Origin of the sequence: Stenotrophomonas sp. B1-1, from assembly GCF_010894375.1 — a bacterium.
Classification (GTDB): Bacteria; Pseudomonadota; Gammaproteobacteria; order Xanthomonadales; family Xanthomonadaceae; genus Stenotrophomonas.
The window spans coordinates 59,444-82,682 of record NZ_JAAIUZ010000025.1 but is presented as its reverse complement, the minus strand read 5'-3'; the positions used below and the strand labels follow the sequence as shown (position 1 = coordinate 82,682).

General features: G+C 67.3%; 18 protein-coding genes. 12 read left to right on the top strand and 6 right to left on the bottom strand.

The features are described 5' to 3' along the window. Positions 1 to 108: 108 nt before the first annotated feature. The gene (locus G4G00_RS17980; protein WP_108756077.1) at positions 109 to 897 is read right to left on the bottom strand and encodes an enoyl-CoA hydratase/isomerase family protein; all 789 of its coding nucleotides are present in this window, start codon (positions 895 to 897) and stop codon (positions 109 to 111) included. 119 nt (positions 898 to 1,016) lie between these two features. Between G4G00_RS17980 and G4G00_RS17975 the strand changes: the two genes are divergently transcribed. From G4G00_RS17975 to G4G00_RS17935, 9 genes are all read left to right on the top strand, one after another. Further along, a complete protein-coding gene (locus G4G00_RS17975; RefSeq protein WP_108749493.1) occupies positions 1,017 to 1,271 on the top strand; it encodes a FeoA family protein in 255 nt (84 codons plus the stop codon). Further along, entirely contained in the window at positions 1,268 to 3,130 is a 1,863-nt protein-coding gene (gene feoB, locus G4G00_RS17970) for a ferrous iron transport protein B (protein ID WP_164275480.1), read from the top strand. Before G4G00_RS17975 ends, feoB begins: the two co-directional genes overlap by 4 nt. Continuing rightward, complete coding sequence (locus tag G4G00_RS17965) at positions 3,130 to 3,375, top strand: DUF6587 family protein (protein WP_164275477.1); 246 nt, start codon at positions 3,130 to 3,132, stop codon at positions 3,373 to 3,375. The genes feoB and G4G00_RS17965 overlap by 1 nt, the downstream gene beginning before the upstream one ends. Positions 3,376 to 3,523: 148 nt before the next feature. Next, the gene (dapB, locus tag G4G00_RS17960; RefSeq protein WP_164275475.1) at positions 3,524 to 4,255 is read left to right on the top strand and encodes a 4-hydroxy-tetrahydrodipicolinate reductase; all 732 of its coding nucleotides are present in this window, start codon (positions 3,524 to 3,526) and stop codon (positions 4,253 to 4,255) included. A 272-nt stretch (positions 4,256 to 4,527) separates the two neighbouring features. After that, complete coding sequence (gene carA / locus G4G00_RS17955; RefSeq protein WP_108752978.1) at positions 4,528 to 5,655, top strand: glutamine-hydrolyzing carbamoyl-phosphate synthase small subunit; 1,128 nt, start codon at positions 4,528 to 4,530, stop codon at positions 5,653 to 5,655. Then, entirely contained in the window at positions 5,655 to 6,197 is a 543-nt protein-coding gene (locus tag G4G00_RS17950; protein ID WP_108752979.1) for a hypothetical protein, read from the top strand. Before carA ends, G4G00_RS17950 begins: the two co-directional genes overlap by 1 nt. Before the next feature lie 54 nt (positions 6,198 to 6,251). Further along, positions 6,252 to 9,494: a carbamoyl-phosphate synthase large subunit gene (carB, locus tag G4G00_RS17945; protein WP_108752980.1), complete on the top strand. Its 3,243-nt coding sequence runs from the start codon at positions 6,252 to 6,254 to the stop codon at positions 9,492 to 9,494. An 8-nt stretch (positions 9,495 to 9,502) separates the two neighbouring features. Continuing rightward, positions 9,503 to 9,967, top strand: a complete 465-nt coding sequence (greA, locus tag G4G00_RS17940) for a transcription elongation factor GreA (protein WP_188489793.1) — start codon at positions 9,503 to 9,505, stop codon at positions 9,965 to 9,967. 4 nt (positions 9,968 to 9,971) lie between these two features. Then, positions 9,972 to 10,889, top strand: coding sequence for a phosphoglycerate mutase (locus G4G00_RS17935; protein ID WP_164275472.1), 918 nt, complete (start codon positions 9,972 to 9,974; stop codon positions 10,887 to 10,889). 275 nt (positions 10,890 to 11,164) lie between these two features. On the opposite strand, the gene G4G00_RS17930 is transcribed toward G4G00_RS17935, so the two are convergent. Next, positions 11,165 to 12,196, bottom strand: coding sequence for a DUF1176 domain-containing protein (locus tag G4G00_RS17930; RefSeq protein ID WP_164275470.1), 1,032 nt, complete (start codon positions 12,194 to 12,196; stop codon positions 11,165 to 11,167). A 157-nt stretch (positions 12,197 to 12,353) separates the two neighbouring features. Here G4G00_RS17930 and recJ point away from each other — a divergent pair, with 157 nt between their 5' ends. Further along, positions 12,354 to 14,111, top strand: a complete 1,758-nt coding sequence (gene recJ, locus G4G00_RS17925; RefSeq protein ID WP_164275467.1) for a single-stranded-DNA-specific exonuclease RecJ — start codon at positions 12,354 to 12,356, stop codon at positions 14,109 to 14,111. Positions 14,112 to 14,163: 52 nt separating this feature from the next. Here recJ and G4G00_RS17920 read toward each other — a convergent pair whose 3' ends face one another. Next, positions 14,164 to 15,627: a DUF1176 domain-containing protein gene (locus G4G00_RS17920; RefSeq protein ID WP_240336185.1), complete on the bottom strand. Its 1,464-nt coding sequence runs from the start codon at positions 15,625 to 15,627 to the stop codon at positions 14,164 to 14,166. 90 nt (positions 15,628 to 15,717) lie between these two features. Beyond that, positions 15,718 to 16,767, bottom strand: a complete 1,050-nt coding sequence (locus G4G00_RS17915) for a DUF1176 domain-containing protein (RefSeq protein ID WP_164275464.1) — start codon at positions 16,765 to 16,767, stop codon at positions 15,718 to 15,720. Positions 16,768 to 16,900: 133 nt separating this feature from the next. Here G4G00_RS17915 and G4G00_RS17910 point away from each other — a divergent pair, with 133 nt between their 5' ends. Beyond that, positions 16,901 to 19,795 (top strand): VIT domain-containing protein, encoded by a 2,895-nt coding sequence (locus tag G4G00_RS17910; RefSeq protein ID WP_164275461.1) that lies wholly within the window; start codon positions 16,901 to 16,903, stop codon positions 19,793 to 19,795. 47 nt (positions 19,796 to 19,842) lie between these two features. Here G4G00_RS17910 and G4G00_RS17905 read toward each other — a convergent pair whose 3' ends face one another. Beyond that, positions 19,843 to 20,805 (bottom strand): phosphatase PAP2 family protein, encoded by a 963-nt coding sequence (locus G4G00_RS17905; protein ID WP_164275458.1) that lies wholly within the window; start codon positions 20,803 to 20,805, stop codon positions 19,843 to 19,845. 9 nt (positions 20,806 to 20,814) lie between these two features. Beyond that, positions 20,815 to 22,023 (bottom strand): acyltransferase family protein, encoded by a 1,209-nt coding sequence (locus tag G4G00_RS17900; RefSeq protein WP_164275511.1) that lies wholly within the window; start codon positions 22,021 to 22,023, stop codon positions 20,815 to 20,817. A 134-nt stretch (positions 22,024 to 22,157) separates the two neighbouring features. Between G4G00_RS17900 and G4G00_RS17895 the strand changes: the two genes are divergently transcribed. Next, positions 22,158 to 23,069 carry a LytTR family DNA-binding domain-containing protein gene (locus G4G00_RS17895; protein ID WP_164275455.1) on the top strand — a complete coding sequence of 304 codons (912 nt, stop codon included), beginning with the start codon at positions 22,158 to 22,160 and terminating at the stop codon, positions 23,067 to 23,069. The last annotated feature ends 170 nt before the right edge of the window (positions 23,070 to 23,239 follow it).

Here is a 23,239-nt window from a genome sequence, read left to right as displayed (position 1 = left end):
CGTCGGGTCCTGGGGAAACGGGGCGGCCGGTTGTTCCGGCTGCCAGAGGGGATACGCAGGCCGCCCATATGACCGGCCACGCGGTGTGGGTAGCGTGCAGGAAACAGCTCAGGCTTCGGTGACCCAGTGTGGCGCACGTTTGTCCAGGAAGGCGCCCAAGCCCTCCTGGCCTTCGGCCGACACCCGCAGGCGGGCGATCAGGCTGGCATTGTCATGGTCCAGGCGGTCGCGGTCGCGGCTCTCGCAGACCTGGCGGACCAGCTGCTTGGCCGACGCGGCGGCGATCGGGCCGGCCTTGTCCAGCAGGGCCAACTGGCGCTGCAGGGCGTCGTCCAGGCGGTCCGGTTCCACCAGTTGGTGGACCAGGCCGATGCGCAGGGCGGTGTCGGCGTCGAAGTGCTCGCCGGTGGCGAACCAGCGCCGCGCCTGGCGGGCGCCGATGGCCTGGATCACGTAGGGCGAAATGACCGCCGGCAGCAGCCCCAGCCGGCTTTCGGTCAGGCCGAAGCGGGCGCTGGTGCTGGCCAGAGCGATATCGCAGCAGGCCACCAGGCCCACGCCGCCACCGAAGGCGGCGCCATGCACCCGCGCCAAGGTCGGCTTGGGCAGCTCGTCCAAGGTGCGCATCAGCCGTGCCAGGGCCAGCGCGTCGTCGCGGTTTTCCGCTTCGCTGGCCGCGGCCATGCCGCGCATCCACTGCAGGTCGGCGCCGGCCGAGAACGAGGCGCCATGGCCGGCCAGCACCACCACCCGTACCCCGTCATCGCGGCCCGCTTCCTCCAGCGCCGTGGTCAGCTGGGCGATCAGCCCGGCGTCGAAGGCGTTGTGCAGGGTCGGCCGGTTCAGCCAGAGGGTCAGGGTGGCGCCGGTGCGCTCGATCTGCAAAGCATCGTTCATGGGAATCCAGGGTCACTTCATACCTGTATGGATCATAGCGGGCCATTGGTCATGGGCCATGACGCGACGCGGGAATGTTAGAATCGAGAACCATTTACATCCAGCAGAGAACGCGCTAGATGACGCTGTCCGAACTGCCCCTGCACACCCCGGCCGTGGTCGATTCCGTGCAGGACCTGCACGCCAACGATGCCATTGCCCGCCGCCTGCGCGAGCTGGGCTTCGTCAAGGGCGAAGAGGTGCGTCTGGTGGCCAAGGGCCCGGTGGGGGGCGAGCCGCTGCTGGTGCAGGTCGGCTTCACCCGTTTCGCCCTGCGTATCTCTGAAGCCAAGCGCGTCGTGATCGATGCCGCCCGCCAGGAAAGCCGTGCATGACCAGCAACGCCTCCGCCACCCCGCTGCGCATCGCGCTGGTCGGTAATCCCAACAGCGGCAAGACCGCGCTGTTCAACCAGCTGACCGGCAGCCGGCAGAAGGTGGCCAACTACACCGGCGTCACCGTCGAGAGGAAGGAAGGTCGCCTGCGCGCGCCGTCGGGGCGCGAGTTTGCCGTGCTCGACCTGCCCGGTGCGTACAGCCTGCAGCCGGCCAGTCTGGATGAAGCGATCACCCGCGACCTGTGCCGGGGTTTCTACCCGGGCGAGGCCGCGCCGGACGTGCTGCTGTGCGTGATCGACGCCACCAACCTGCGCCTGCACCTGCGCTTCGCGCTGGAACTGCGCGAGCTGGGCAAGCCGATGGTGATCGCGCTGAACATGGTCGATGCCGCGCAGCGCCGTGGCATCCAGATCGATGTGGCCGCGCTGGAGCGCGAGATCGGCGTGCCGGTGGTGGAAACCGTAGCCGTGCGCAAGCAGGGCGCGCGTGCGCTGGTCGAGCGGCTGGATGCGATGGTGCCGCACCTGGATGCGCCGCTGGTTGGCGTTGAGGGCGGCATCGATTACCACGGCAAGGTGCGCGACATCCTGTCGGCGGCCGTGCGCATGCCCGCACGCACCGCGAAGATCGATGACACCCTGGACCGCTGGCTGCTGCACCCGGTGTTCGGCCTGGCCACCCTGGTGGTGGTGATGTTCCTGATCTTCCAGGCAGTGTTCGCCTGGGCGACCCCGCTGATGGACGGCATCGAAGCCGGCTTCGCCTGGCTGGGCGAGCTGGCTGCCGGCGCGCTGCCGGCCGGGCCGCTGACCAGCCTGCTGACCGACGGCATCATTGCCGGTGTGGGCGGGGTGGTGGTGTTCCTGCCGCAGATCCTGATCCTGTTCGCCTTCATCCTGGCCCTGGAAGAGTCCGGCTACCTGCCGCGCGCAGCGTTCCTGCTGGACCGCATGATGGCCGCCGCCGGCCTGTCGGGGCGCTCGTTCATCCCGCTGCTGTCCAGCTTCGCCTGCGCCGTGCCCGGCATCATGGCCACCCGCAGCATCCAGGACCCGCGTGATCGCCTGGCCACCATCCTGGTGGCGCCGCTGATGACCTGCTCGGCGCGTCTGCCGGTGTACGCGCTGCTGATCGGCGCCTTCATCCCCGAGGGCAAGGTCGGCATCTTCAACCAGCAGGGCCTGGTGCTGTTCGGCCTGTACGTGGCCGGCATCCTCAGCGCGCTGGTGATGTCGTGGGTGATGAAGAAGTGGCGCCGCGACAAGAGCGAGCACCCGTTGCTGCTGGAACTGCCGTCCTACCGCATTCCGCACCCGCGCGACCTGGCCGTGGGCCTGTACGAACGCGGCATGATCTTCCTCAAGCGCGTGGGCGGCATCATCCTGGCGCTGACCGTGCTGCTGTGGTTCCTGCTGTCCTTCCCCGGCGCGCCGGAAGGGGCGACGATGCCGGCCATCGACTACAGCTTCGCCGGGCAGATCGGCCATGCGATGACGGCGATCTTCTCGCCGCTGGGCTTCAACTGGCAGATCTGCATCGCGCTGATCCCGGGCATGGCCGCGCGCGAAGTGGCGGTGTCTTCGCTGGCCACCGTGTATGCGCTGTCGGCCGCCGATGACGATGCCGCGGCGCAGGCACTGACCCCGCTGCTGAGCGATGGGTGGTCGCTGGCCACCGGTCTGTCGCTGCTGGTGTGGTTCATCTATGCGCCCATGTGCATTTCCACCCTGGCCACCATCAAGCGCGAAACCAATTCGTGGAAGCAGATGGGCTTTGCCACCGTGTACCTGTTCGCTGCGGCCTACGTGGCGGCGCTGATCACCTATCAGGTGACCGTGGCGCTGGGGGGCGGCTGATGACCGCCGGGCTGCTGATCCAGTACCTCATCATCGCCCTGGCCGTGCTGGTCAGTGCGTGGGTGGTGCTGAAGAAGCAGTTCCCGGGCGCGGCGCGCAGGCTGCGCGGCAGTGTGGCGCTGGCGCTGCTGAAGCCGGGCCGGCCGGGCTGGATGCAGGCGCTGGGGCGGAAGATCGCGCCGCCGGCCAGCGGCGGCGGTGGTGCCTGCGGCGGCTGCGACAGCTGCGGGCCGACCAAGCGGTAGAGTCGAGCTTGCTCGACTGCTGTAGACCGGCGGGTGCGAACCGCCCGGCCTGGTGGGTGCGAACCTTGGTTCGCAAGCATTTCGAAATGCATCCACGCATGGCGTGGATCTACTGGACGGGTCGGGGCGCTGCCGCTAGCCTTCCTGCATGAACCAGACCCCCTTGCGATTGCTCATCCATGGCGCTTCCGGGCGCATGGGCCAGGCCTTGTTGCGCCTGGCTGCCGAACACCCCGACACCCTGCAGATCGTTGCCGCCGTGACCGGCCGGGCGCCGGCCCAGCGGGTGGTGGACGGCGTGCCGTTCTTCGCCGCCAGTGAGCTTGCCGGCGCGCCAGCCTTCGATGTCGCCATCGATTTCAGCCTTCCAGAAGGCTTCGACGCCATGCTGGCGCTGTGTGTGCAGCGCGGCGCTGGGCTGGTGTCGGGCACCACCGGCGTTTCCAGCGCGCAGCGGCAGGCGCTTGACGCTGCGGCCACGCAGATTCCGCTGGTCTGGGCCTCCAACTTCAGCCTGGGTGTAGCGGTGCTGGACGAGCTGGTGGAGCGGGCCGGGCAGGCGCTGGCCGGCTGGGACTGCGACATCGTCGAATCCCACCACACGCAGAAGAAGGACGCGCCCTCGGGCACGGCGCTGACCCTGGGCGCGGCCGCGCAGCGGGGCGGGGCGCAGCCGCATTACGCCAGCCTGCGTGCCGGTGACATCGTCGGCGAGCACCTGGTGCAGTTCACCGGCTTGGGTGAGCGCATCGAACTGGTGCACCGGGCCACCAACCGCGACATCTTCGCCCGCGGCGCGCTGTTCGCCGCCCGCCAGCTGCAGGGCCGCGCGCCGGGCAGCTACCGCGTGCGCGACCTGCTGGACGCCCCGCGGGCCTGAACCGCGCGGGGTCGGATCCCTTTCCAGTGGAAAGGGCTCTGACCCCGTCTCCGGCCCACATACGCCGCCGGATTGAAATGAATACGCAATCGCCTGTTCATAAAGCGATATAAGCGCTGGCGCCAGCGGCCCGGCGGCGCTACAATTCGCACTCGCCGAATCACGAAAGCCGGACCGGTCCCAGACCGTACGTCCGCGCTTTTTTGCAACCGGATTTCCGTGAAGCGCAGGCGTGACTTCGGCCCCCCTTCGGTAGCCAAAGTGAGAATTCCGTGACCCAAGCCGCAATCCTCGTCCTCGAAGACGGCACCGTATTCGAGGGCGAATCCGTAGGCGCGCCCGGCCTGTCCGTCGGTGAGGTGGTGTTCAACACCGCCATGACCGGCTATCAGGAAGTGCTGACCGATCCGTCCTACGCCCGGCAGATGGTCACGTTGACCTATCCGCATATCGGTAACACCGGCATGACCGACCAGGACAATGAAGCGTCCAAGGTGTGGTCGGCCGGCCTGATCGTGCGCGACGTGCCGCGCCGTCCCAGCAACTGGCGCAGCCAGGTGTCGCTGCAGGACTGGCTGATCCAGCGCGGCGTGGTCGCCATCGCCGGCATCGACACCCGCAAGCTGACCCGCATCCTGCGCGAGAAGGGCGCACAGAACGGTGCGCTGATGGCCGGTGACATCGACGTGGAAAAGGCACTGGAAGCCGCCCGCAAGTTCCCGGGCCTGAAGGGCATGGACCTGGCCAAGGTGGTCACCACCGAAAAGACCTACACCTGGACCGAAGGCCAGCTGGACCTGGACGCCAACGCGTTCGTCAGCGTGCCGGCCCGGTTCAAGGTCGTGGCCTACGACTTCGGCGTGAAGACCAACATCCTGCGCATGCTGGCCGAGCGCGGCTGCGAAGTGACCGTGGTGCCGGCGCAGACCCCGGCGGCCGACGTGCTGGCGCTGAAGCCGGACGGCGTGTTCCTGTCCAACGGCCCGGGTGACCCGGAACCGTGCGACTACGCCATCGAAGCGATCAAGACCTTCATCGACGTGAAGATCCCGACCTTCGGCATCTGCCTGGGCCACCAGCTGCTGGGTCTGGCCTCGGGTGCCAAGACCATGAAGATGGGCCACGGCCACCACGGCGCCAACCACCCGGTGCAGGACCTGGACAACGGCCGGGTGATGATCACCTCGCAGAACCACGGTTTCGCCATCGATGAAGCGACCCTGCCGGCCACCCTGCGGGTGACCCATCGTTCGCTGTTCGACGGCACCAACCAGGGCGTGGCCCGCACCGACGTGCCGGCGTTCTCGTTCCAGGGCCATCCGGAAGCCTCGCCGGGCCCGACCGACGTGGGCCCGCTGTTCGACCGTTTCGTGGCCCTGATGGAAGAGGCCAAGGCCTGATGCGCAACGCCGCACTGCTGCCGCTGCTGTGCGTTGCCGGTATCGCTTCGGCGGCGCCGGCGACTGACGCCGCCGTGGCGGATGTGCTGCGGACGTTGGGCAAGGAATCGATGTGGGTTTCCGCGGTGGAGGCGATGGTGGCGGAAGTGCCATCGCTGAATGGTTTGCCGCAGAGCGATCGCCAGTGCGCGCACAGCGCCATGCAGGCGGTCGTGCTCGGCAACGCCAGGCAATCGGTGATCAACCATCTTGGCGATGATGGCGACAGTGTCGTAGCCGAATGGGCGCGTTTCCTGGAAACGCCGTCTGGAAAAGGCTATCTGGCCCTTGAAGGCGTGTTGACCGAGACAGACGTTGAACCCGTCGACGTGAACAGCGAAACGTACCAGACCGATTTCGAGGCCTTCATGGCCAGTGCGGCGTACAGACGCCTGCTGGCCAGTTTTGGCCGAATGGCCATGCCCGGTGACCTGCCGGAGCAACTGGCCCGAGGACTGCAGGACCAGTGCCGGATTGCGCTGAACCCCGAAGAAATTTCCTGATCGACAGCGTGCGATCACTCCCCCTTGTCACGCTGTACTGACTTAGAGAAGAAAATGCCCAAGCGCACTGACCTCAAGACCATTCTCATCATCGGTGCTGGCCCGATCGTCATCGGCCAGGCCTGTGAGTTCGACTATTCCGGCGCCCAGGCCTGCAAAGCCCTGCGTGACGAGGGTTACCGCGTGGTGCTGGTCAACAGCAACCCGGCCACCATCATGACCGACCCGGAGATGGCCGACGCCGTCTACATCGAGCCGATCAACTGGCAGACGGTCGAGAAGATCATCGCCAAGGAAAAGCCCGATGCGCTGCTGCCGACCATGGGTGGCCAGACCGCGCTGAACTGCGCGCTGGACCTGGCCGACAACGGCGTGCTGGAGAAGTACAACGTCGAACTGATCGGTGCCAAGCGCGAAGCGATCCGCATGGCCGAAGACCGCGAGCTGTTCCGCGTGGCCATGGGTGAGATCGGCCTGGAGTGCCCGACCGCAGCCGTCGCCCACACCCTGGACGAAGCGCTGGAGATCCAGACCCGCGTCGGCTACCCGACCATCATCCGCCCCAGCTTCACCCTGGGCGGCAGCGGCGGCGGCATCGCCTACAACCGCGAAGAACTGGTCGATATCGTCAGCCGTGGCCTGGAACTGTCGCCGACCACCGAAGTGCTGGTGGAAGAATCGGTGCTGGGCTGGAAGGAATTCGAAATGGAAGTGGTCCGCGATACCGCGGACAACTGCATCATCGTCTGCTCGATCGAAAACCTGGACCCGATGGGCGTGCACACCGGTGACTCGATCACCGTGGCCCCGGCACAGACCCTGACCGACAAGGAATACCAGCGCCTGCGCGATGCCTCCATCGCCGTGCTGCGCAAGATCGGCGTGGACACCGGTGGCTCGAACGTGCAGTTCGGCATCAACCCGAAGACCGGCCGCGTGGTCGTGATCGAAATGAACCCGCGCGTGTCGCGTTCCTCGGCGCTGGCCTCGAAGGCAACCGGCTTCCCGATCGCCAAGGTCGCCGCCAAGCTGGCCGTGGGTTACACCCTGGACGAACTGAAGAACGAAATCACCGGCGGCCTGACCCCGGCCTCGTTCGAGCCGTCCATCGACTACGTGGTCACCAAGATTCCGCGCTTCGCTTTCGAGAAGTTCCCGGCGGCCGATGCGCGCCTGACCACCCAGATGAAGTCGGTCGGTGAAGTGATGGCCATGGGCCGCACCTTCCAGGAATCGGTGCAGAAGGCCCTGCGTGGGCTGGAAACCGGCAAGGTCGGCTTCGACCCGACCGGGCTGGACCTGACCAGCGAAGATGACCTGCAGACCCTGCGCCGCGAGCTGAAGGCGCCGGGCCCGGAGCGTCTGTTCTACGTGGCCGATGCGTTCCGCGCCGGCATGAGCGTGGAAGACATCTACGCGCTGTCCTTCATCGACCATTGGTTCCTGGACCAGATCGAAGAGATCATCGCCGCCGAAGGCGAAGTGGCTGCCGGTGGCATCGACGCGCTGGACGCCGCGCGCCTGCGCAAGCTCAAGCGTGCCGGTTTCTCCGATGCGCGCCTGGCCCAGCTGACCGGTACCAACGAAGCGGCCATCCGCGCGCTGCGTCGCGCGCACAAGGTGCGCCCGGTCTACAAGCGCGTGGACTCCTGTGCCGGTGAATTCTCCACCGGCACCGCCTACCTGTACTCGACCTACGAGGACGAGTGCGAGGCCGCGCCGACCAACCGCGACAAGATCATGATCCTGGGCGGTGGCCCGAACCGCATCGGCCAGGGCATCGAGTTCGACTACTGCTGCGTGCACGCGGCACTGGCGCTGCGCGAGGATGGCTATGAAACCATCATGGTCAACTGCAACCCGGAAACCGTGTCGACCGACTACGACACCTCCGACCGCCTGTACTTCGAACCGCTGACCTTGGAAGACGTGCTGGAAATCGTCGAGCTGGAACAGCCCAAGGGCGTGATCGTGCAGTACGGCGGCCAGACCCCGCTGAAGCTGGCGCGCGCGCTGGAAGCCAACGGCGTGCCGGTGATCGGCACCAGCCCGGACTCGATCGACCTGGCCGAAGACCGCGAGCGCTTCCAGCAGCTGGTGGACAAGCTGGGCCTGAAGCAGCCGCCGAACCGCATCGCCCGCAACGACCAGGAAGCCCTGCTGCTGGCCCGCGAGATCGGCTACCCGCTGGTGGTGCGCCCGAGCTACGTGCTGGGCGGCCGCGCGATGGAAATCGTCTACGGCGAATCCGACCTGGCCCGCTACGTGCGCGACGCGGTGAAGGTGTCCAACGATTCGCCGGTGCTGCTGGACCGCTTCCTGGACAACGCCGTGGAATGCGACGTGGACATCATTGCCGACAAGGATGGCAACGTCCTGATCGGCGGCGTGATGGAGCACATCGAAGAAGCCGGCGTGCACTCCGGTGACTCGTCCTGCTCGCTGCCGCCGTACTCGCTGTCGGCCAAGACCCAGGCCGAGCTGCGCCGCCAGGTGGTGGAGCTGGCCAAGGCCCTGAACGTGGTCGGCCTGATGAACACCCAGTTCGCGATCCAGACCAGCGAAGACGGTGATGACACCATCTACCTGCTGGAAGTGAACCCGCGCGCCTCGCGTACCGTGCCGTTCGTGTCCAAGGCCACCGGCATGGCGCTGGCCAAGATCGCCGCGCGCTGCATGGCCGGCAAGACCCTGCAGGAGCAGGGCGCCACCAAGGAGATCGTGCCGGACTACTACTCGGTGAAGGAAGCGATCTTCCCGTTCGCCAAGTTCCAAGGCGTCGATCCCATCCTGGGGCCGGAAATGCGCTCCACCGGTGAAGTGATGGGCGTGGGCCGCACCTTCAACGCCGCCTTCGCGCGTGCGCAGGAGGCGGGCAGCATCAAGGCCCCGCCGATCGGCAAGGCCTTCGTTTCGGTGCGTGACCCGGACAAGAAGCGCGTGCTGCCGGTGGCCAAGGCCCTGCTGGCGCGTGGCTACAGCCTGGTGGCCACCCGTGGCACCGCCGCGTGGCTGCAGCAGCACGGCATGGACTGCGAAATCATCAACAAGGTGGTGGAAGGTCGTCCGCACATCGTCGATTCGATCAAAAACGGCGAGATCGTCTACATCGTCAACACGACCGAAGGCCGTGCGGCGATCAACGACTCGTTCTCGATCCGTCGCGAGGCGCTGCAGCACCGCGTCACCTACTCGACCACCATTGCCGGCGCCAAGGCGCTGGTGGATTCACTGGAATTCCGTGGCACCGGCCCCGTCTGGTCGCTGCAGGAACTGCACAAGGAGTTGAATGCATGAGAGCCCCCATCACCATGAAGGGCGCGCAGAAGCTGCGCGACGAACTGGACCACCTGAAGTCGGTCAAGCGCCCGAAGGTCATCGCTGCGATTGCCGAGGCGCGTGAGCACGGCGACCTGAAGGAAAACGCCGAGTACCACGCCGCGCGCGAGGAACAGGGCTTCATCGAAGGCCGCATCAAGCAGCTGGAAGGTGAGCTGTCGCACGCCGAGATCATCGACGTGAGCAAGCTCAACGCCGGTTCGAAGGTGGTGTTCGGCGCCAGCGTGACCCTGGCCGACGTGGAAACCGACGAAGAGAAGAAGTACCAGATCGTTGGTGACCTGGAGGCGGACATCAAGCTGGGCCTGATCGCCATTTCCTCGCCGGTGGCCCGCGCGATGATCGGCAAGCTGGAAGGCGATTCGATCGTGATCGACGCCCCGGCCGGCCAGCGCGAGTACGAAATCGTCAGCGTCAGCTATCTGGACTGACCGGGTGGCAACGGCGACCCTGTTGTTGCCGGCGCGCAGCCGCTTTGCGGCGGCTGCATTGCCTGACGAGGTGGCGCGCGCCCTGGGCCGCGCCACCACTGTGCAGCTGGATGCGGGCGAACGCGCCCAGCTGCAACGCCATTTCAGCGTGGCCGCGCCGCACTGGCCGGTGGCCGCACTGACCCGCCAGCGCGATGTCGGCGATGCCGCCGGTGCGTGCTGGCTGCGCGCCGATCCGGCCTGCATGGTGCCGGACATGCACGGCGCACGCATGATGGGGCACGGCGAAACACTGCGGCCCACGCTGGCCGACAGCCTGGCCTTGCTGCCAGTACTGCAGCCGCTGTTTGCCGATGCCGGTTTCGTGCTGGATGCGCCGGACCCGGCGCGCTGGTACCTGCGTCTGCCCATCGACATTGAACTGCCCGACTTCGACAGTCCCGACGATGTGCTGGGCGACGATCTGTTCTCGCACCTGCCCGAAGGGCCGGCCGGTCGCCGCTGGCGCGCCCTGATGACCGAGGCGCAGGTGCTGCTGCACAACCATTCCTGGAACCAGCAGCGTGCCGCGCAGGGTCAGCAGCCGATCAATTCGCTGTGGTTCTGGGGCGGTGGGGTCATGCCGGTATCGGTGACCACCCAGCACGTACAGGTACGCAGTCGCGACGCCCTGCTGCAGGGGCTGGCCCAGGCCGCCGGTGCGGCGGTGGACGGCGAGCAGGCCGTGGATGCCTTGGTGGACCTGCGGCAACTGCGTTCGCTGCAGCAGCTGGGCAACGAAGCGATTGTTCCCTTGCTGGCGGCGCTGCGTCGCGGTGAACTGCAGCAGCTGGTGCTGGATTTCGAAGACGGCCTGCAGTTCCGCCTGGATCGCGGCCAGCGCTGGCAGTTCTGGAAGAAGCCCCGCCAACTGCACGACTGAGCGGGGTCGGATCCCGTTGCTGCGCAACGGGCTCTGACCCCTGATGCGGTAGGTGCCAACCTTGGTTGGCACGCCACGCCCCGGTAGGTGCCAACCTTGGTTGGCACGCCACGTCCCGGTAGGTGCCAACCTTGGTTGGCACGCCACGCCCCGGTAGGTTCCAACCTTGGTTGGCACGCCACGTCCCGGTAGGTGCCAACCTTGGTTGGCACGTTGGGATCAGTCGAGCATGGCTCGACTCTACAGAGGGCGGGCAGGGCGCCGCCCTGCCGGCCTCACTTCACCGTGCTGACGATCGTCGGCAGCGTCCAATGGCCACCGGCTACACCACGGCACTGGCCGGTGGTGAACGCGCTGGTCTTGACGAACCGCTGGCCATCCCACACCCAATCGTGGCCCGAGAAGCAATCGCCGATGCCGCGCCCACGGAAGCGCCCGCGCAGGGTCATGTCGTCGGTGTCGAAATCCTCCGCATCGGAGGTGACAAAGCGCGCCTGGTACGGTGCCTTGTCCTGCACCACCCAGTAGCCGCTGCTGAAGTTGTAGGCGCCCATGAAGCAGCTGGTACTGGCCAGTACATGCGAACCGTCCAGCCGCACGATATCGATCTCGTCCTGCTCGCCTTCGCTCAGGCGGCGGCATTCATCGGCGTTCGGCAGACTGGCCTGCAGTGCCTTGCGCAGCGCCGGGGCGTTGGCCAGGGCCGCATCGCCACTGCGCGCCGGCGCCAGCTTGCCGTGCACCACCACCGGCATCGGCAGCGCGGCCGGCACGCTGGCCTCGGCCTTGTCACCGCGACGCACCAGCGCGCCGGGCGTGCCCAGCCGGCCCTGCGCCTCGTCCATCTTCAGCAGTACCGCGGTGGCGCCGCTGTCGGAAATCGGCCAGGCCTTGCCCTTGCCATCGACGATCTCGATGCGCGCCTGGCGGGGCAGGGCGGCGACCAGCGCATCGGTCTGGGCCTGCTGCATCAGGATCTTCTCTCCATCACCGGTGTCGCGCACCGGGCCCAGGTCCTTGCCATTCAGGCGCAGGCGCAGCGCGCCGGTCGGCATGGGGCTTTCGCCGTCCTCGCCATTGCGCAGGCGCGCCACTACCGGCGCACCGGGGCCGCCCGCACGTTCCAGCATCAGGCTGAGCAGGTTGCCGGGCTCTTCCGGGCTGTAGCCGGCGGCGCGGCAGGTACGGGTGTTGTCACAGGCCAGCGACCAGTCGTTGTGGTCGAACGACACGCCGGCCTTTGGCTCGGGCGTGGCGGCGTGGGCGGCCGGGGCGAGGGCGAGGGCCAGGAACAAAGTGTGGCGCATGCAGAGAAATCCATTTCGGGGGTGGCAAGCATGAAATAAATGGCCGTCGATTCCAAATGCTTCCGACGGGGTCAGAGCCCTCTGCAGGCAGAGGGATCTGACCCCGTCTCCGGCCCCGCGTTATCATGGTGGCGTCTTCCGCAACCCGGCGATGCCGATGTCCCTTGCCGCCGATGCTGCGCTGCCCGTGTCCGATACCCCGCTGATCCGCCGCCGCGAGCCGGTGCAGCCCGGTGCGTGGCCCGACGATACGCTGCCGCTGCTGGCCCGCCTGTATGCCAGCCGTGGCGCGACCACGCCGGAACTGGCGCTGCCGCGACTGGGCAACCTGCATGCGCCCGAGCTGCTGACCGGCATCGATGCGGCCGTGGCCCTGCTGGTCGACGCCATTGCCAACGACAAGCGCATCCTGGTCGTCGGCGATTTCGACTGCGATGGCGCCACCGCCTGCGCCGTGGGTGTGCGCGGCCTGCGCATGCTGGGCGCGCAGCATGTCTTCCACGCGGTGCCCAACCGCATGGTGCATGGTTACGGCCTGTCGCCGTCGCTGGTGGACGAACTGGCGGCGCTGCAGCCGGACCTGCTGGTGACCGTCGACCACGGCATTGCCTGCCATGCCGGTGTCAACGCCGCCAAGGCGCGCGGCTGGCAGGTGCTGGTTACCGACCACCATCTGCCCGGCCCGCAGCTGCCGCCGGCCGATGTCATCGTCGATCCGAACCTGCAGGGCGATGATTTCCCCAGCAAATCGCTGGCCGGTGTCGGCGTCATCTTCTATGTGCTGATGGCCCTGCGCCGCTGCATGCGCGAGGCCGGCGTGTTCGCCGATGGCAAGGGCCCGGACCTGACCACGCTGCTGGACCTGGTGGCCGTGGGCACCGTGGCCGATCTGGTCGCACTGGATGCCAACAACCGTGCGCTGGTCAGCGCCGGTCTGCGCCGGCTCCGCGCCGGGCAGGGCTGCGTGGGCCTGAAGGCGCTGATCGAAGCCAGCGGGCGCGACGCCGCACGCCTGACCTCCACCGATATCGGCTTCGCGTTGGGCCCGCGCCTCAATGCGGCCGGTCGCCTGGAAGACATGGCGTTGGGTATCGAACTGCTGCTCACCGAAGATCCGCGGCAGGCGCGCGACATTGCCCAGACCCTGGAACAGATCAATGCCGAGCGGCGCGCGGTGCAGCAGTCGATGACCGATGACGCCGAGCAGGCGCTGTCGCGCGTGGTGCTGCACGAGCAGGGCCAGCGCCCGGTTGCGGCGTGCCTGTTCGACGCCGAGTGGCACCCTGGCGTGGTCGGCCTAGTGGCATCGAAAATGAAAGACCGCCTGCATCGGCCGGTGATTGCATTTGCACCGGCTGAACCCGGCGCCGATACCCTGCGCGGTTCGGCGCGCTCCATCCCCGGCCTGCATATCCGTGACGCGCTGGCGCTGGTCGATGCACGCCACCCCGAACTGGTGGAGCGCTTCGGTGGCCACGCCATGGCCGCTGGCCTGAGCATGCGCCTGCAGCACCTGCCCGCGTTCGAGGCAGCCTTCGTGGCCATCGTGCAGGAACTGCTGGATCCGGCCGCGCTGCAGCAGCAGGTGCTCAGCGATGGCGAGTTGTCCGCAGACGAACTCGATCACCGCCATGCCGATGCGCTGCGCCTGGCCGGGCCCTGGGGGCAGGGCTTCCCCGAGCCCTTGTTCGACGGCCACTTCGAAGTGGCCAACTGGCGCGTGCTGAAAGAGCGGCATCTGAAGCTGGAGCTGCGCCTGCCCGGGCTGCCCGGCACGATCAACGCCATCCATTTCGGCGGCTGGCATGGCAACGCGCCGGGTCGCCATGTGCACCTGGCCTACCGCCTGGCCTGCGATGACTACCGCGGCGGCACCGCGATCCAGCTGATCGTGGAGCATTGCCTGCCCGCCTGATGGCGGCGCGCCACGATTCGCGCTCGCAGGGCCATGCCCGGCGGGACGCATCTCAGCGGATTTCGCTGACCAGTCTAGGCAGTTCCCAAGTGTCCCCAGGTACGCCGCGGCATAGGCCTACTGCCATTTCCGACGTCGCGACAAAGTCGCTGCCGTTCCACGTCCATGTTGCAGACGATATGCAGTCGCCGACGCTGCGCCCCAGCTTCGAAGCAGTGATCTGGCCGTTGTCGTAGCCTGTTGCTTCGTCGGTTACCCACTGCGGCCGAAAGGGCGCCCTTGAGCGGGCAATCCAGTAGCCGTCGCCGAAGTTGTAGGCGGCACGCCAGCAGGGAACACTGACCAGCACATGCTGTGCGTCCAAGCGGCGGACCTCCAGCGGAGAATTGCTCAGTGGCGCATCGGCATCTGCCTCCATCAAGCCTTCGCAGCCATCGGCGTTGGGCGTGGTGCGCAGGGCTGAGCGCAGAGCCGGTGAGATGGCCAGTCGTGCCAATGCAGGATCGCGCAGGTTTGAGTTCGGAGTAGTGGCCTTGCGCACCACCGGCATCGGCGGTGCCGCAGGAACGCGGGTTTCAGGCAGACTGCCCTTGCGCATTACCGCCCCGGGAGTGCCGAGGCGGCCCTGGTGTTCATCGATTTTCAGCAGCACCGCTGCGGCACCCTTGTCCGACAGCGGCCAGCGGTGGCCGGCAGCATCAGTCACACTGATCCCACCGTCGCGCACCAGTGCGGACAAAAGCGCGCTGGTCTGCATAGTATTCAGGATGTGCGTACCTTTGCCCTTCGTGGGCGCCAGAATCCCAACATCCTGCTGCTGGATATGCAGACGTAGCGCGCCTTTGGGTTGCGTCTGGCTTTCTGCCGGCCGAAGTGACAGTCGACCCTGAATGGCTTGGCCAGGGCCGCCTTTGCGAGTGAGCAGTACGCTCAGGGTGCCTTCCCCGTCGGCCGGGTAGCCAACGGCGCGGCAGGTTCGCGTGTTGTCACAGGCCACGAACCAGTCGAGATGGTGAAACTCCAGCTGTTTGGGTGAGGGCGTGGCTTCGGATGCCAGCGGCCAGACCAAGACCAGCAGGGATATGCGCTGAGCAAATCGCATCGGCAATTTTGAATGTTTCGGGACAGCAGGCATCGTGATTGCAGGTGAAGGCGATGAAAAGCTGCGCACGGCTTGATGGTGATGCCAGAGTCGGCGCAGCCGGCGCGTCGTCTGACCATGACGATGGGCTCTATCCCGCTGCTGATTGTTCCGGCCGCTGAGCAGGCGGTCCAGTTGCGACAATCGCGCATTGCAAGCGCGGTGTAGATCGGTGCTTCCCAGGCGCGCATCGCCTCTGAATTGCAGAAGTCCAAAGACCGTGTGCTGGAGTGAGAACCGCGGTGTCCGCTGGAGGATGACCAGTGTGATGCAGTCGCCCAGGCTGCGGCCCTTCTGCAAGGGCGTGACCTCGCCGTCGTCGTAGGCAACCTTGCGTTGTGATGGAATGCCGCTCTTGTTGTGCCGAGAGGTCATCGCCAGCGCCGAACGGCATCACCCCCAAGCAACGCAGTCACAGGGAAGTTCCGCAATGATTTTCGTTCGTAGCCGCGAGGCTCTCAGCGTTCACTGCACATCGGTGACCTGCATGGGCAACTGCCAGGTACCGTCCAGCGCATGTCGGCAGAAGACACTTTTCGTGGCTGAGGTCGCAACGAAGCGCGTGCCATCCCAGGTCCACGATCGTTCGGACCTGCAGCTGGGCTCGGACCGATCAGATTGGGATGCGATGATCTCGCCATTCCCGTAGGAGGAGGCATCACTGGTCACCCAAGTTGCCCGATAAGGCGCTTGCTCACGGATGACCCAGTAACCATCGCCGCTGTTATACGCCGCGTCCCAGCACCGCACGCTGGCGAGCAGGTGCCTCCCATCGAGGCGTTGGATTCTCAGTCGCGAATTCTTGAGGGGTGTGTCGCGATCAGCATTGAGCAGGCCTTCGCAGCTCGGTGCCTTCAAAGTCGCGCGCAGTGCGGCACGCAATGCAGGCGAGGTTGCGAGCTTGGCGAACGCCTGGTCATCAGGTAGAGAGGCCTGCGTCGACGCCTTGCGCATCGCCGGCTTTGGCAGTGCTGCCGGCACGCGGCTCTCGGCCGCTGTGCCTTTGCGCATCAGCGCGCCCACCGTGCCAATGCGGCCTTGAAAATCATCGGCTTTCAGCAGCACCGCTGCAGCACCCTTGTCCGACAGCGGCCATGCATGGCCGGCAGTATCGACTACCGTAATGCCGCCATCGCGCACAAGCGCCGACAACAGCGCGGCGGTCTGTGCCGGGCTCAACGTGTACAGGCCTTCCTCCTTGGCTGGCGTAAGGATTCCCATATCACGCTGCTTGATACGAAGGTGCAGGGCGCCCCTGGGCGACTGCTGGCCGTCGATCGGCCGCAGCGACATCCGGCCACGGACCGGTTGATGGGAGCCGCCATCGCGCGCCAGCAACACGCTCAGAGTGCTGTCTTCGCCACTGGCATAACCCGCGGCACGGCAGGTGCGGGTGTTGTCACAAGCCATGACCCAATCATGATGCTGGAAGTAAGCTCCCTCGGGCATCGATTTAGTGGCTGCAACCAACTGAGATGCCAAGGCCGGCAAGGCGGACAGGATAAGGACGAGCATGCGCATTCTCGGGCTGGAAGGAGAGGTCATACAGGCTCGGCGTTGGTAGCGTCGAGATCCAGCGTCAAGTCGAGTCAACCCCATCCGTCCACCTTGTGCGTTCAGACAATCACGATCCCACTGGAGTCCGGTCATGGTCTTCGCCCGTTGCTGCACCTTGTTCCTGCTTGGCCTGATGGCCATGCCCGCGTCGGCTGGGTCGGTGCGGCGTCTGCCCGTGCCGAGTGGTTCTACCCCGCTGCTGATTGCCCCGGCCGCAGAGCAGCCGGTTCAATTGCGACAGGCCCGCATCGAAGCCGAGGTCCAGGCCGGCATCGCGCAGACCCGCATCACCCTGGAATTCCACAACCCGAACCGTCGCGTGCTGGAAGGCGAGCTGCAGTTCCCCTTGGCCGATGGCCAGCAGATCAGCGGCTTTGCGCTGGACATCGATGGCGAACTGCGCGAGGCGGTGCCGGTGCCCAAGGATCGGGGGCGCCAGGTGTTCGAAGAGATCGCCCGGCGCGGTGTCGACCCCGGCCTGCTGGAACAGACCGCCGGCAACCAGTTCCGCCTGCGCATCTATCCGCTGCCAGCCGGCGGCAGCCGCCGCGTGCAGCTGGTCGTGCGCGAGCCGCTGGCTTACGCCGGCAACGGCTGGCAATGGGCGCTGCCACTGCAGTTCGCCGCGGGTGCGGCATCGGTTGAGCTGAAACTGCAGGCGCCGGGCCAAGCGACGGTGGGCACGGCACCGTTCCTTATCGATGCGGGTCAGCTGCATTGGCAGGGGCGCGGCGCGCAGTTGCCGGCGCAGCTGCAGTGGACGCTGCCTGCGGCGCGCCGTGCGCAGGTGCAGGTGGCCAACTGGCAGGACGGCCATTACCTGCTGGCACAGCTGCCGGTGGCTACAAGCACCACGCCGCGCACGCTGCCGCGCGAGATCGGCCTGCTCTGGGATGGCTCGGGTTCGGCGGGCCAGCGTGACCGCACGCGTGAGTTCGCGCTGCTGGACCGCTACTTCGCCGCCATGGGCGACGGCACGGTGGTGCTGACGGTGCTGCGCGACCGCCCCGAGCCCGAACGCCGCTTCCGTATCCGCAAGGGCGATTGGAGTGCGCTGCGCCAGGCGTTGCAGGCGGTGCGGCCCGACGGCGCCAGTGCGTTGGCCCAGTGGCGGCCGCAGCCGGGCGTGCAGGAATACCTGCTGGTCAGTGACGGCCTGCTGACCTATGGGCCCGAGGCCCTGCCGGCACTGGCCGAGGGGCAGCGATTGTTCGCCATCAGCAGTGCGGGCGCACGCACCGACAGCACCCGCCTGCGTGGCTGGAGCCAGGCGCATGGCGGACGTTTCGTGGCAGTGGGCACCGACGTGGACGCCGCAGCGCGCGAACTGCTGTCTGCGCCGCTGGATGTGCAGATCGATGCCGGGCGCGGCGTGCAGGACGTGGTGATCGATCGCCGCAGCGAAGCGCAGGGCTGGTTGTGGCTGCATGCACGTCTGGCCGCCGACGGTGTACCGATGCGGGTGCGCATTGCCGGCAGCGATTGGCATGCTCTGCCGGCCAGCACGCGCAGTGATGACGGCGCGCTGCTCGCGGGACTGTGGGCACAGGCGCAGCTGCAGCAGCTGGCGCTGGACCGGCGCAGCAACCGCGAAGCGATGCAGCGCCTGTCGCAGCAGTTTGGCATGGTCGGGCCGGACACCTCGCTGATCGTGCTGGAGACGCTGGACGACTACCTGCGCTATGCCATCCGTCCGTCGGGCGCGCTGCGCGCCGGGTATGACGCCCGTTTCGCAAAGCAGGTGGTAGATCGTCAGGCCGAGGACCGCCGCCGTCTGGATATGGTGGCCGCGCAGTGGAAGGAGCGCCAGCAGTGGTGGAACCGCCGTTGGCCGAAGACCGCGCCGCCCGCTGCGGGTAACGCCAAGGAAATCGCGCAGAACGAGGCCGTGGCCAGTGCGCCGATGGCCCTGCTGGCTGCACCGGCACCGGCACCGGCAGCGCCTCCGCCGCCTCCGGCGCCGATGGCACCGGTCCGCGCCCGCAGGCAGGCACCGGCAGCCGAGGCAATGACGTTGGACGCGATGGTCGTGGCGGCCGCTGATGCCGGGGATGCCGCCGCGCCGGCCAACGATGGCCAGCTCGGTATCCGGTTGTCGGCCTGGCAGCCTGATTCAGAGGTCGCTCGCCGCCTGCGCCAGGGCCCGCCCACGCAGCTGTACGACCGCTACCTGGCCGAACGCGATGCCCACGCCGACAGCAGTGCGTTCTTCCTGGACGTGGCCGACCTGCTGCTGGAGCAGGGCCAGCGTGAACTGGCGCTGCGTGTGCTGTCCAACCTGGCCGAGATGGAGCTGGACAATCGGCATCTGCTGCGCGTGCTCGGTTATCGCTTGATGCAGGCCGATGCCCCTGCGCTCGCCGTACCGGTGTTCGAACAGGTGCTGGCGATGGGCCAGGAAGAGCCGCAGAGCTTCCGCGATCTGGGCCTGGCCTTGGCAGCGGCCGGCAAGCCGCAGCAGGCACTGGATCCGCTGTACCAGGTGGTGGTGCGCCGCTGGGACAGCCGTTTCAATGGTGTTGCCCTGATCGCACTGGACGAACTGACCAACCTGGTGGCACGCAGCCGCCCGGCGCTGGATACCCGTGCCATCGATCCGCGCCTGTTGCAGGCCATGCCGCTGGACCTGCGCGTGGTGCTGGCCTGGGATGCCGACAACAGCGACATGGACCTGTGGGTGACCGACCCCAACGGCGAGCGCGCCTACTACGGCAACCGCCTGACCTGGCAGGGCGGGCAGATGTCGCAGGACTTCACCGGCGGATACGGCCCCGAGCAATTCTCGCTGCGCAACGCCAAGCCCGGGAAATACAAGGTGGAAGCCAACTACTTCGGCAGTCGCCAGCAGCTGGTGACCGGTGCCACCACGCTGATGCTGCGCCTGACCACCCATTGGGGCACGCCGCAGCAGAAGGACCAGAGGGTCACGCTGCGCCTGAAGGACCGCTCGGAAACCATCCTGGTAGGCGAATTCGAAGTCCAGTAGAGCCACGCCATGCGTGGCTGCACGACCCATCCACGCACGGCGTGGATCTACCGCTGGCGCGGAATCCACCGCGCCAGCGCCACGCCACCGCCGAGGATCAACAGCGTGCCAACGGTATGCCAGAACACTTCGGTAATCGGCGCGTCGGGCAACGGAAGGCGGTACGCCAGCCATTCAATCAACGGTCGCGCCAACAGGTAGATCACCACCACACCCAGGACCCGCAGCACGCGCTGCACGATGCCTTGCGGATCCACCGGCCAGCCGCGCCACTGCAGCCACGCCACCAGCAGAGCGAGTGCCAGCAGGCGTGCGGCTTCGCCCAGCGGCACCAGATGCGTCCACAACGAAGCCCCTGCCAGCGCCACGCCCACGCCCAGCAGTAAGGGCAGCTGCCAGCGTCGGGCCCCGCGCAGCCCTGGCATCAGCTGCCAGGCCAGCACGGCCACACCGATCCCGATCAGCCACCCGGCCACCACGTCGGCCAGGAAGTGCCGACCCAGGTACATGCGCGAAATCGCCCTCAGCAACGGCCAACCCAGCACCAGCACCCAGCGCAGCCAGCGCCGGCGGATGCCGAATGCCAGCAGCAGGCTGACGCAGGCGGCGGTGGTGATGCCCACGTGGCCGCTGTTGAAGCCATAGTCGGCGTGCGGCTGCGCGCGCAGCATCGCCGTGGCCCGCGCATCGGGCAGCGACCAGAACGTGCGGCCACCGCCATCGACCACGAACGGATGCGAAGGCTCACCCTTGTCCAGTACCGTCGCATCCACGTCGGAGGGGCGGGGCAGGGCGGCGCTCTGTTTGATCGCATGCGTGGCGCAGGCCATCAGCAGCACCGCCAGCATCACGCACAGGCCCGCGCGCAGTCGCGCGCCGAACGCGCACACCAGGATCAGCGCGGTATAGCCCAGCTCGTAGCCGAGCAGGCTGATGAACTGCATTACTGCCAACATCCAGCTGGCGTCGAAGGTCTGCTGCAACCACAGGTGCCACTGCGTCTGGAACATCCGTTGTCCTCAATGCGCCCGTACGACGCGTGCAGTGGCCGACGATAGCGGATGGGCGCGCAGTCCGAACAGGGGGCGCAGCCAACGCACGCGGCGGATCAACAGTTCGTGGATCAACAGGCAGCCACCCACGGTGCCGGCCACCAGCAGCGCCGGTTCCAGCCACGGGCCCAGCTGCAGCGGTCGCAGCGCATACAGCAGCACGATCAACACGGTCTGGTGCAGGATGTACCAGCTGAACACCGCCTCGCGGCAATAGGCCTGGCCCGGCCACGGGCGCGCCAGCAGCACCCGGGCCCAGCCGAACAGCGCCAGCAGCATGCACCAGGTGTAGAGCGCGCGACCGACACGCTCGGTCTGCGTCCATGGCAGCGCCAGAATCCACGGGTCAACGTTGCCCACGTCCGGCAGTCGGGCCAGCGCGCGGATCCCCAACTCCAAGCACAGCCCGAGCACGGCCAGGCCAAGGGTCAGCCGCCGGCCGCGCACCAGCAGGTCCCAGCCGCGCTGCCAGCGCGCGGCCAGGAAGCCGCCCAGGAACAGCGGCAGCGACTCGGCGTGCACGTAGACGTCGTCCAGCAACGCATGCGTAGGCGGCCAACGCGGCATCAGCACCAACAGCGCCCAGGCCAGCCAGACTACCGGCAGCACCAGCAGCGCGGCCCCCAACAGACGGTCGCCCACTTTCAGGGTCGGCACCGCTTTGGCCACCGGCCGCAGCAGGCTGGCCAGCACCACGGCCAGCACGGTGTAGGGCAGCAGGTAGGCCAGATACCACAGGTGGTTCCAGGTGAAGCCGTACTGGGAACCGGTGAAGTGCGCGCCCGGCCATGGCCGGAACTGCCAGTAGCGCCACAGGAACCGTCCCAGCCCCGGCGCCACGTCGCCCTTGTCCAGCGCCTCGAAGTACGCCTGCAGCGAGACCACCGCCACGATGCCGAACAGCAGCGGCAGCAGCAGGCGCCAGCAGCGGCGCAGGGTATGCGGCAGGCGACCCCGGTCGGGCAGGGACAGGCCCAGGGCGATGCCGCTGATGGCAAACAGCAGCGGCATCCGCCAGCGATTGAGGGCGATCATCGGCCATTGCAGCCACTGCGCGGTGTAGGCGCTCTTCAGGTGGAAATCCCAGCCGGCCACGTAGGCCATGGCGGCGTGGTAGAGGATCAGCAGGGCGAAGGCGGCGATGCGCAGGGTGTCCAGATCGTGGCGTCGGTGCATGGCGATGGGCATCAGGGGGATGCTGCACCTTGGCCCGCTGACCATCACCGCACCAGCTGAAAGGGCGCAGTGGCGGACGTTCTGGGCCCAATGGCGGGGCTGCAGGGACCAATGGCCGATGCGCGCGGGAGCGGATGGGCAACAATGGCGGCATGGAAAATGGAGATCCGGCGGCACGTGCCGCTGCAACCGCCCAGGTGGCGTATAGACCCGGCAAGGACGTGATGTTCTGGTCGCTGCTGTTCCTGTGTACCGCCGCGGGCAACGTTCTGGCGCAGTGGATGCGGGCGGTGCGTGACGCCCAGCCTTTTGCCGGGCTGGGAACCTCCATCGAGGAGTTCAGCAGCGCGCTGGCAACCCTGGGGCTGCTGATGCTGCTGCAGGCGGCGGCCCGCCGGTGGCCGCTGCATGCCGATACCTGGCGGCGCCGGATCGGCTTCTATGTGCTGGGCGGCATCGCCTGGTGGCTGCTGCATGTCAGCGCCATGGTGCTGCTGCGCAAGGTGGCCTTCGCCCTGGCAGGCCAGCACTACGTCTATGGTGACTGGCCGGCGCAGTGGTTTTACGAGTTCTTCAAGGACGTGCAGACCTACAGCCTGCTGGTGATCGCCGTGCATGCCGTGGCCTGGTTCGGTCGCCAGCGGCAGGGCGAGGCACACCTGCTGGCGCCGCCCGACGAAGGCCCGCCGGTGGAGCCGGTCGAGCGCCCGCAGCACTTCCTGGTGCGCAAGCTGGGCAAGGAATTCCTGGTGGCCACGGCCGATGTGGAATACGCCCAGGCGGCCGGCAACTATGTGAACCTGCGCGTGCGCGGGCATGACTACCCGCTGAGGATCACCATGGCGGCGCTGGAGCAGCGGCTGGACCCGGCCGTGTTCCTGCGGCCGCACCGAAGCTGGCTGATCCACCGCGACCAGCTGCGCTCGATCGAGCCGCTGGAGGGTGGCGAGGCCCTGCTGCACATGGCCGACGGGGCCGGGGTGCCGTGCAGCCGGCGGCAGTTGCCGCTGCTGCGGCAGGCGCTGGGCGCTTCGCACGGAGGGTAGCGCCGACTGTCAGTCGACTATCGCGCGCAGCGCGGGCTCCTTCACAACCTGAACGGAGAGCAGTCGACTGACAGTCGACTCTACCAAGACCCGGGTCGGCGTCGCCGTCGGCGCGAGCGGGCGGGGGAGCGGGCCTCATGCTGGGAACCGCGGGCTGCGGTATCATATGC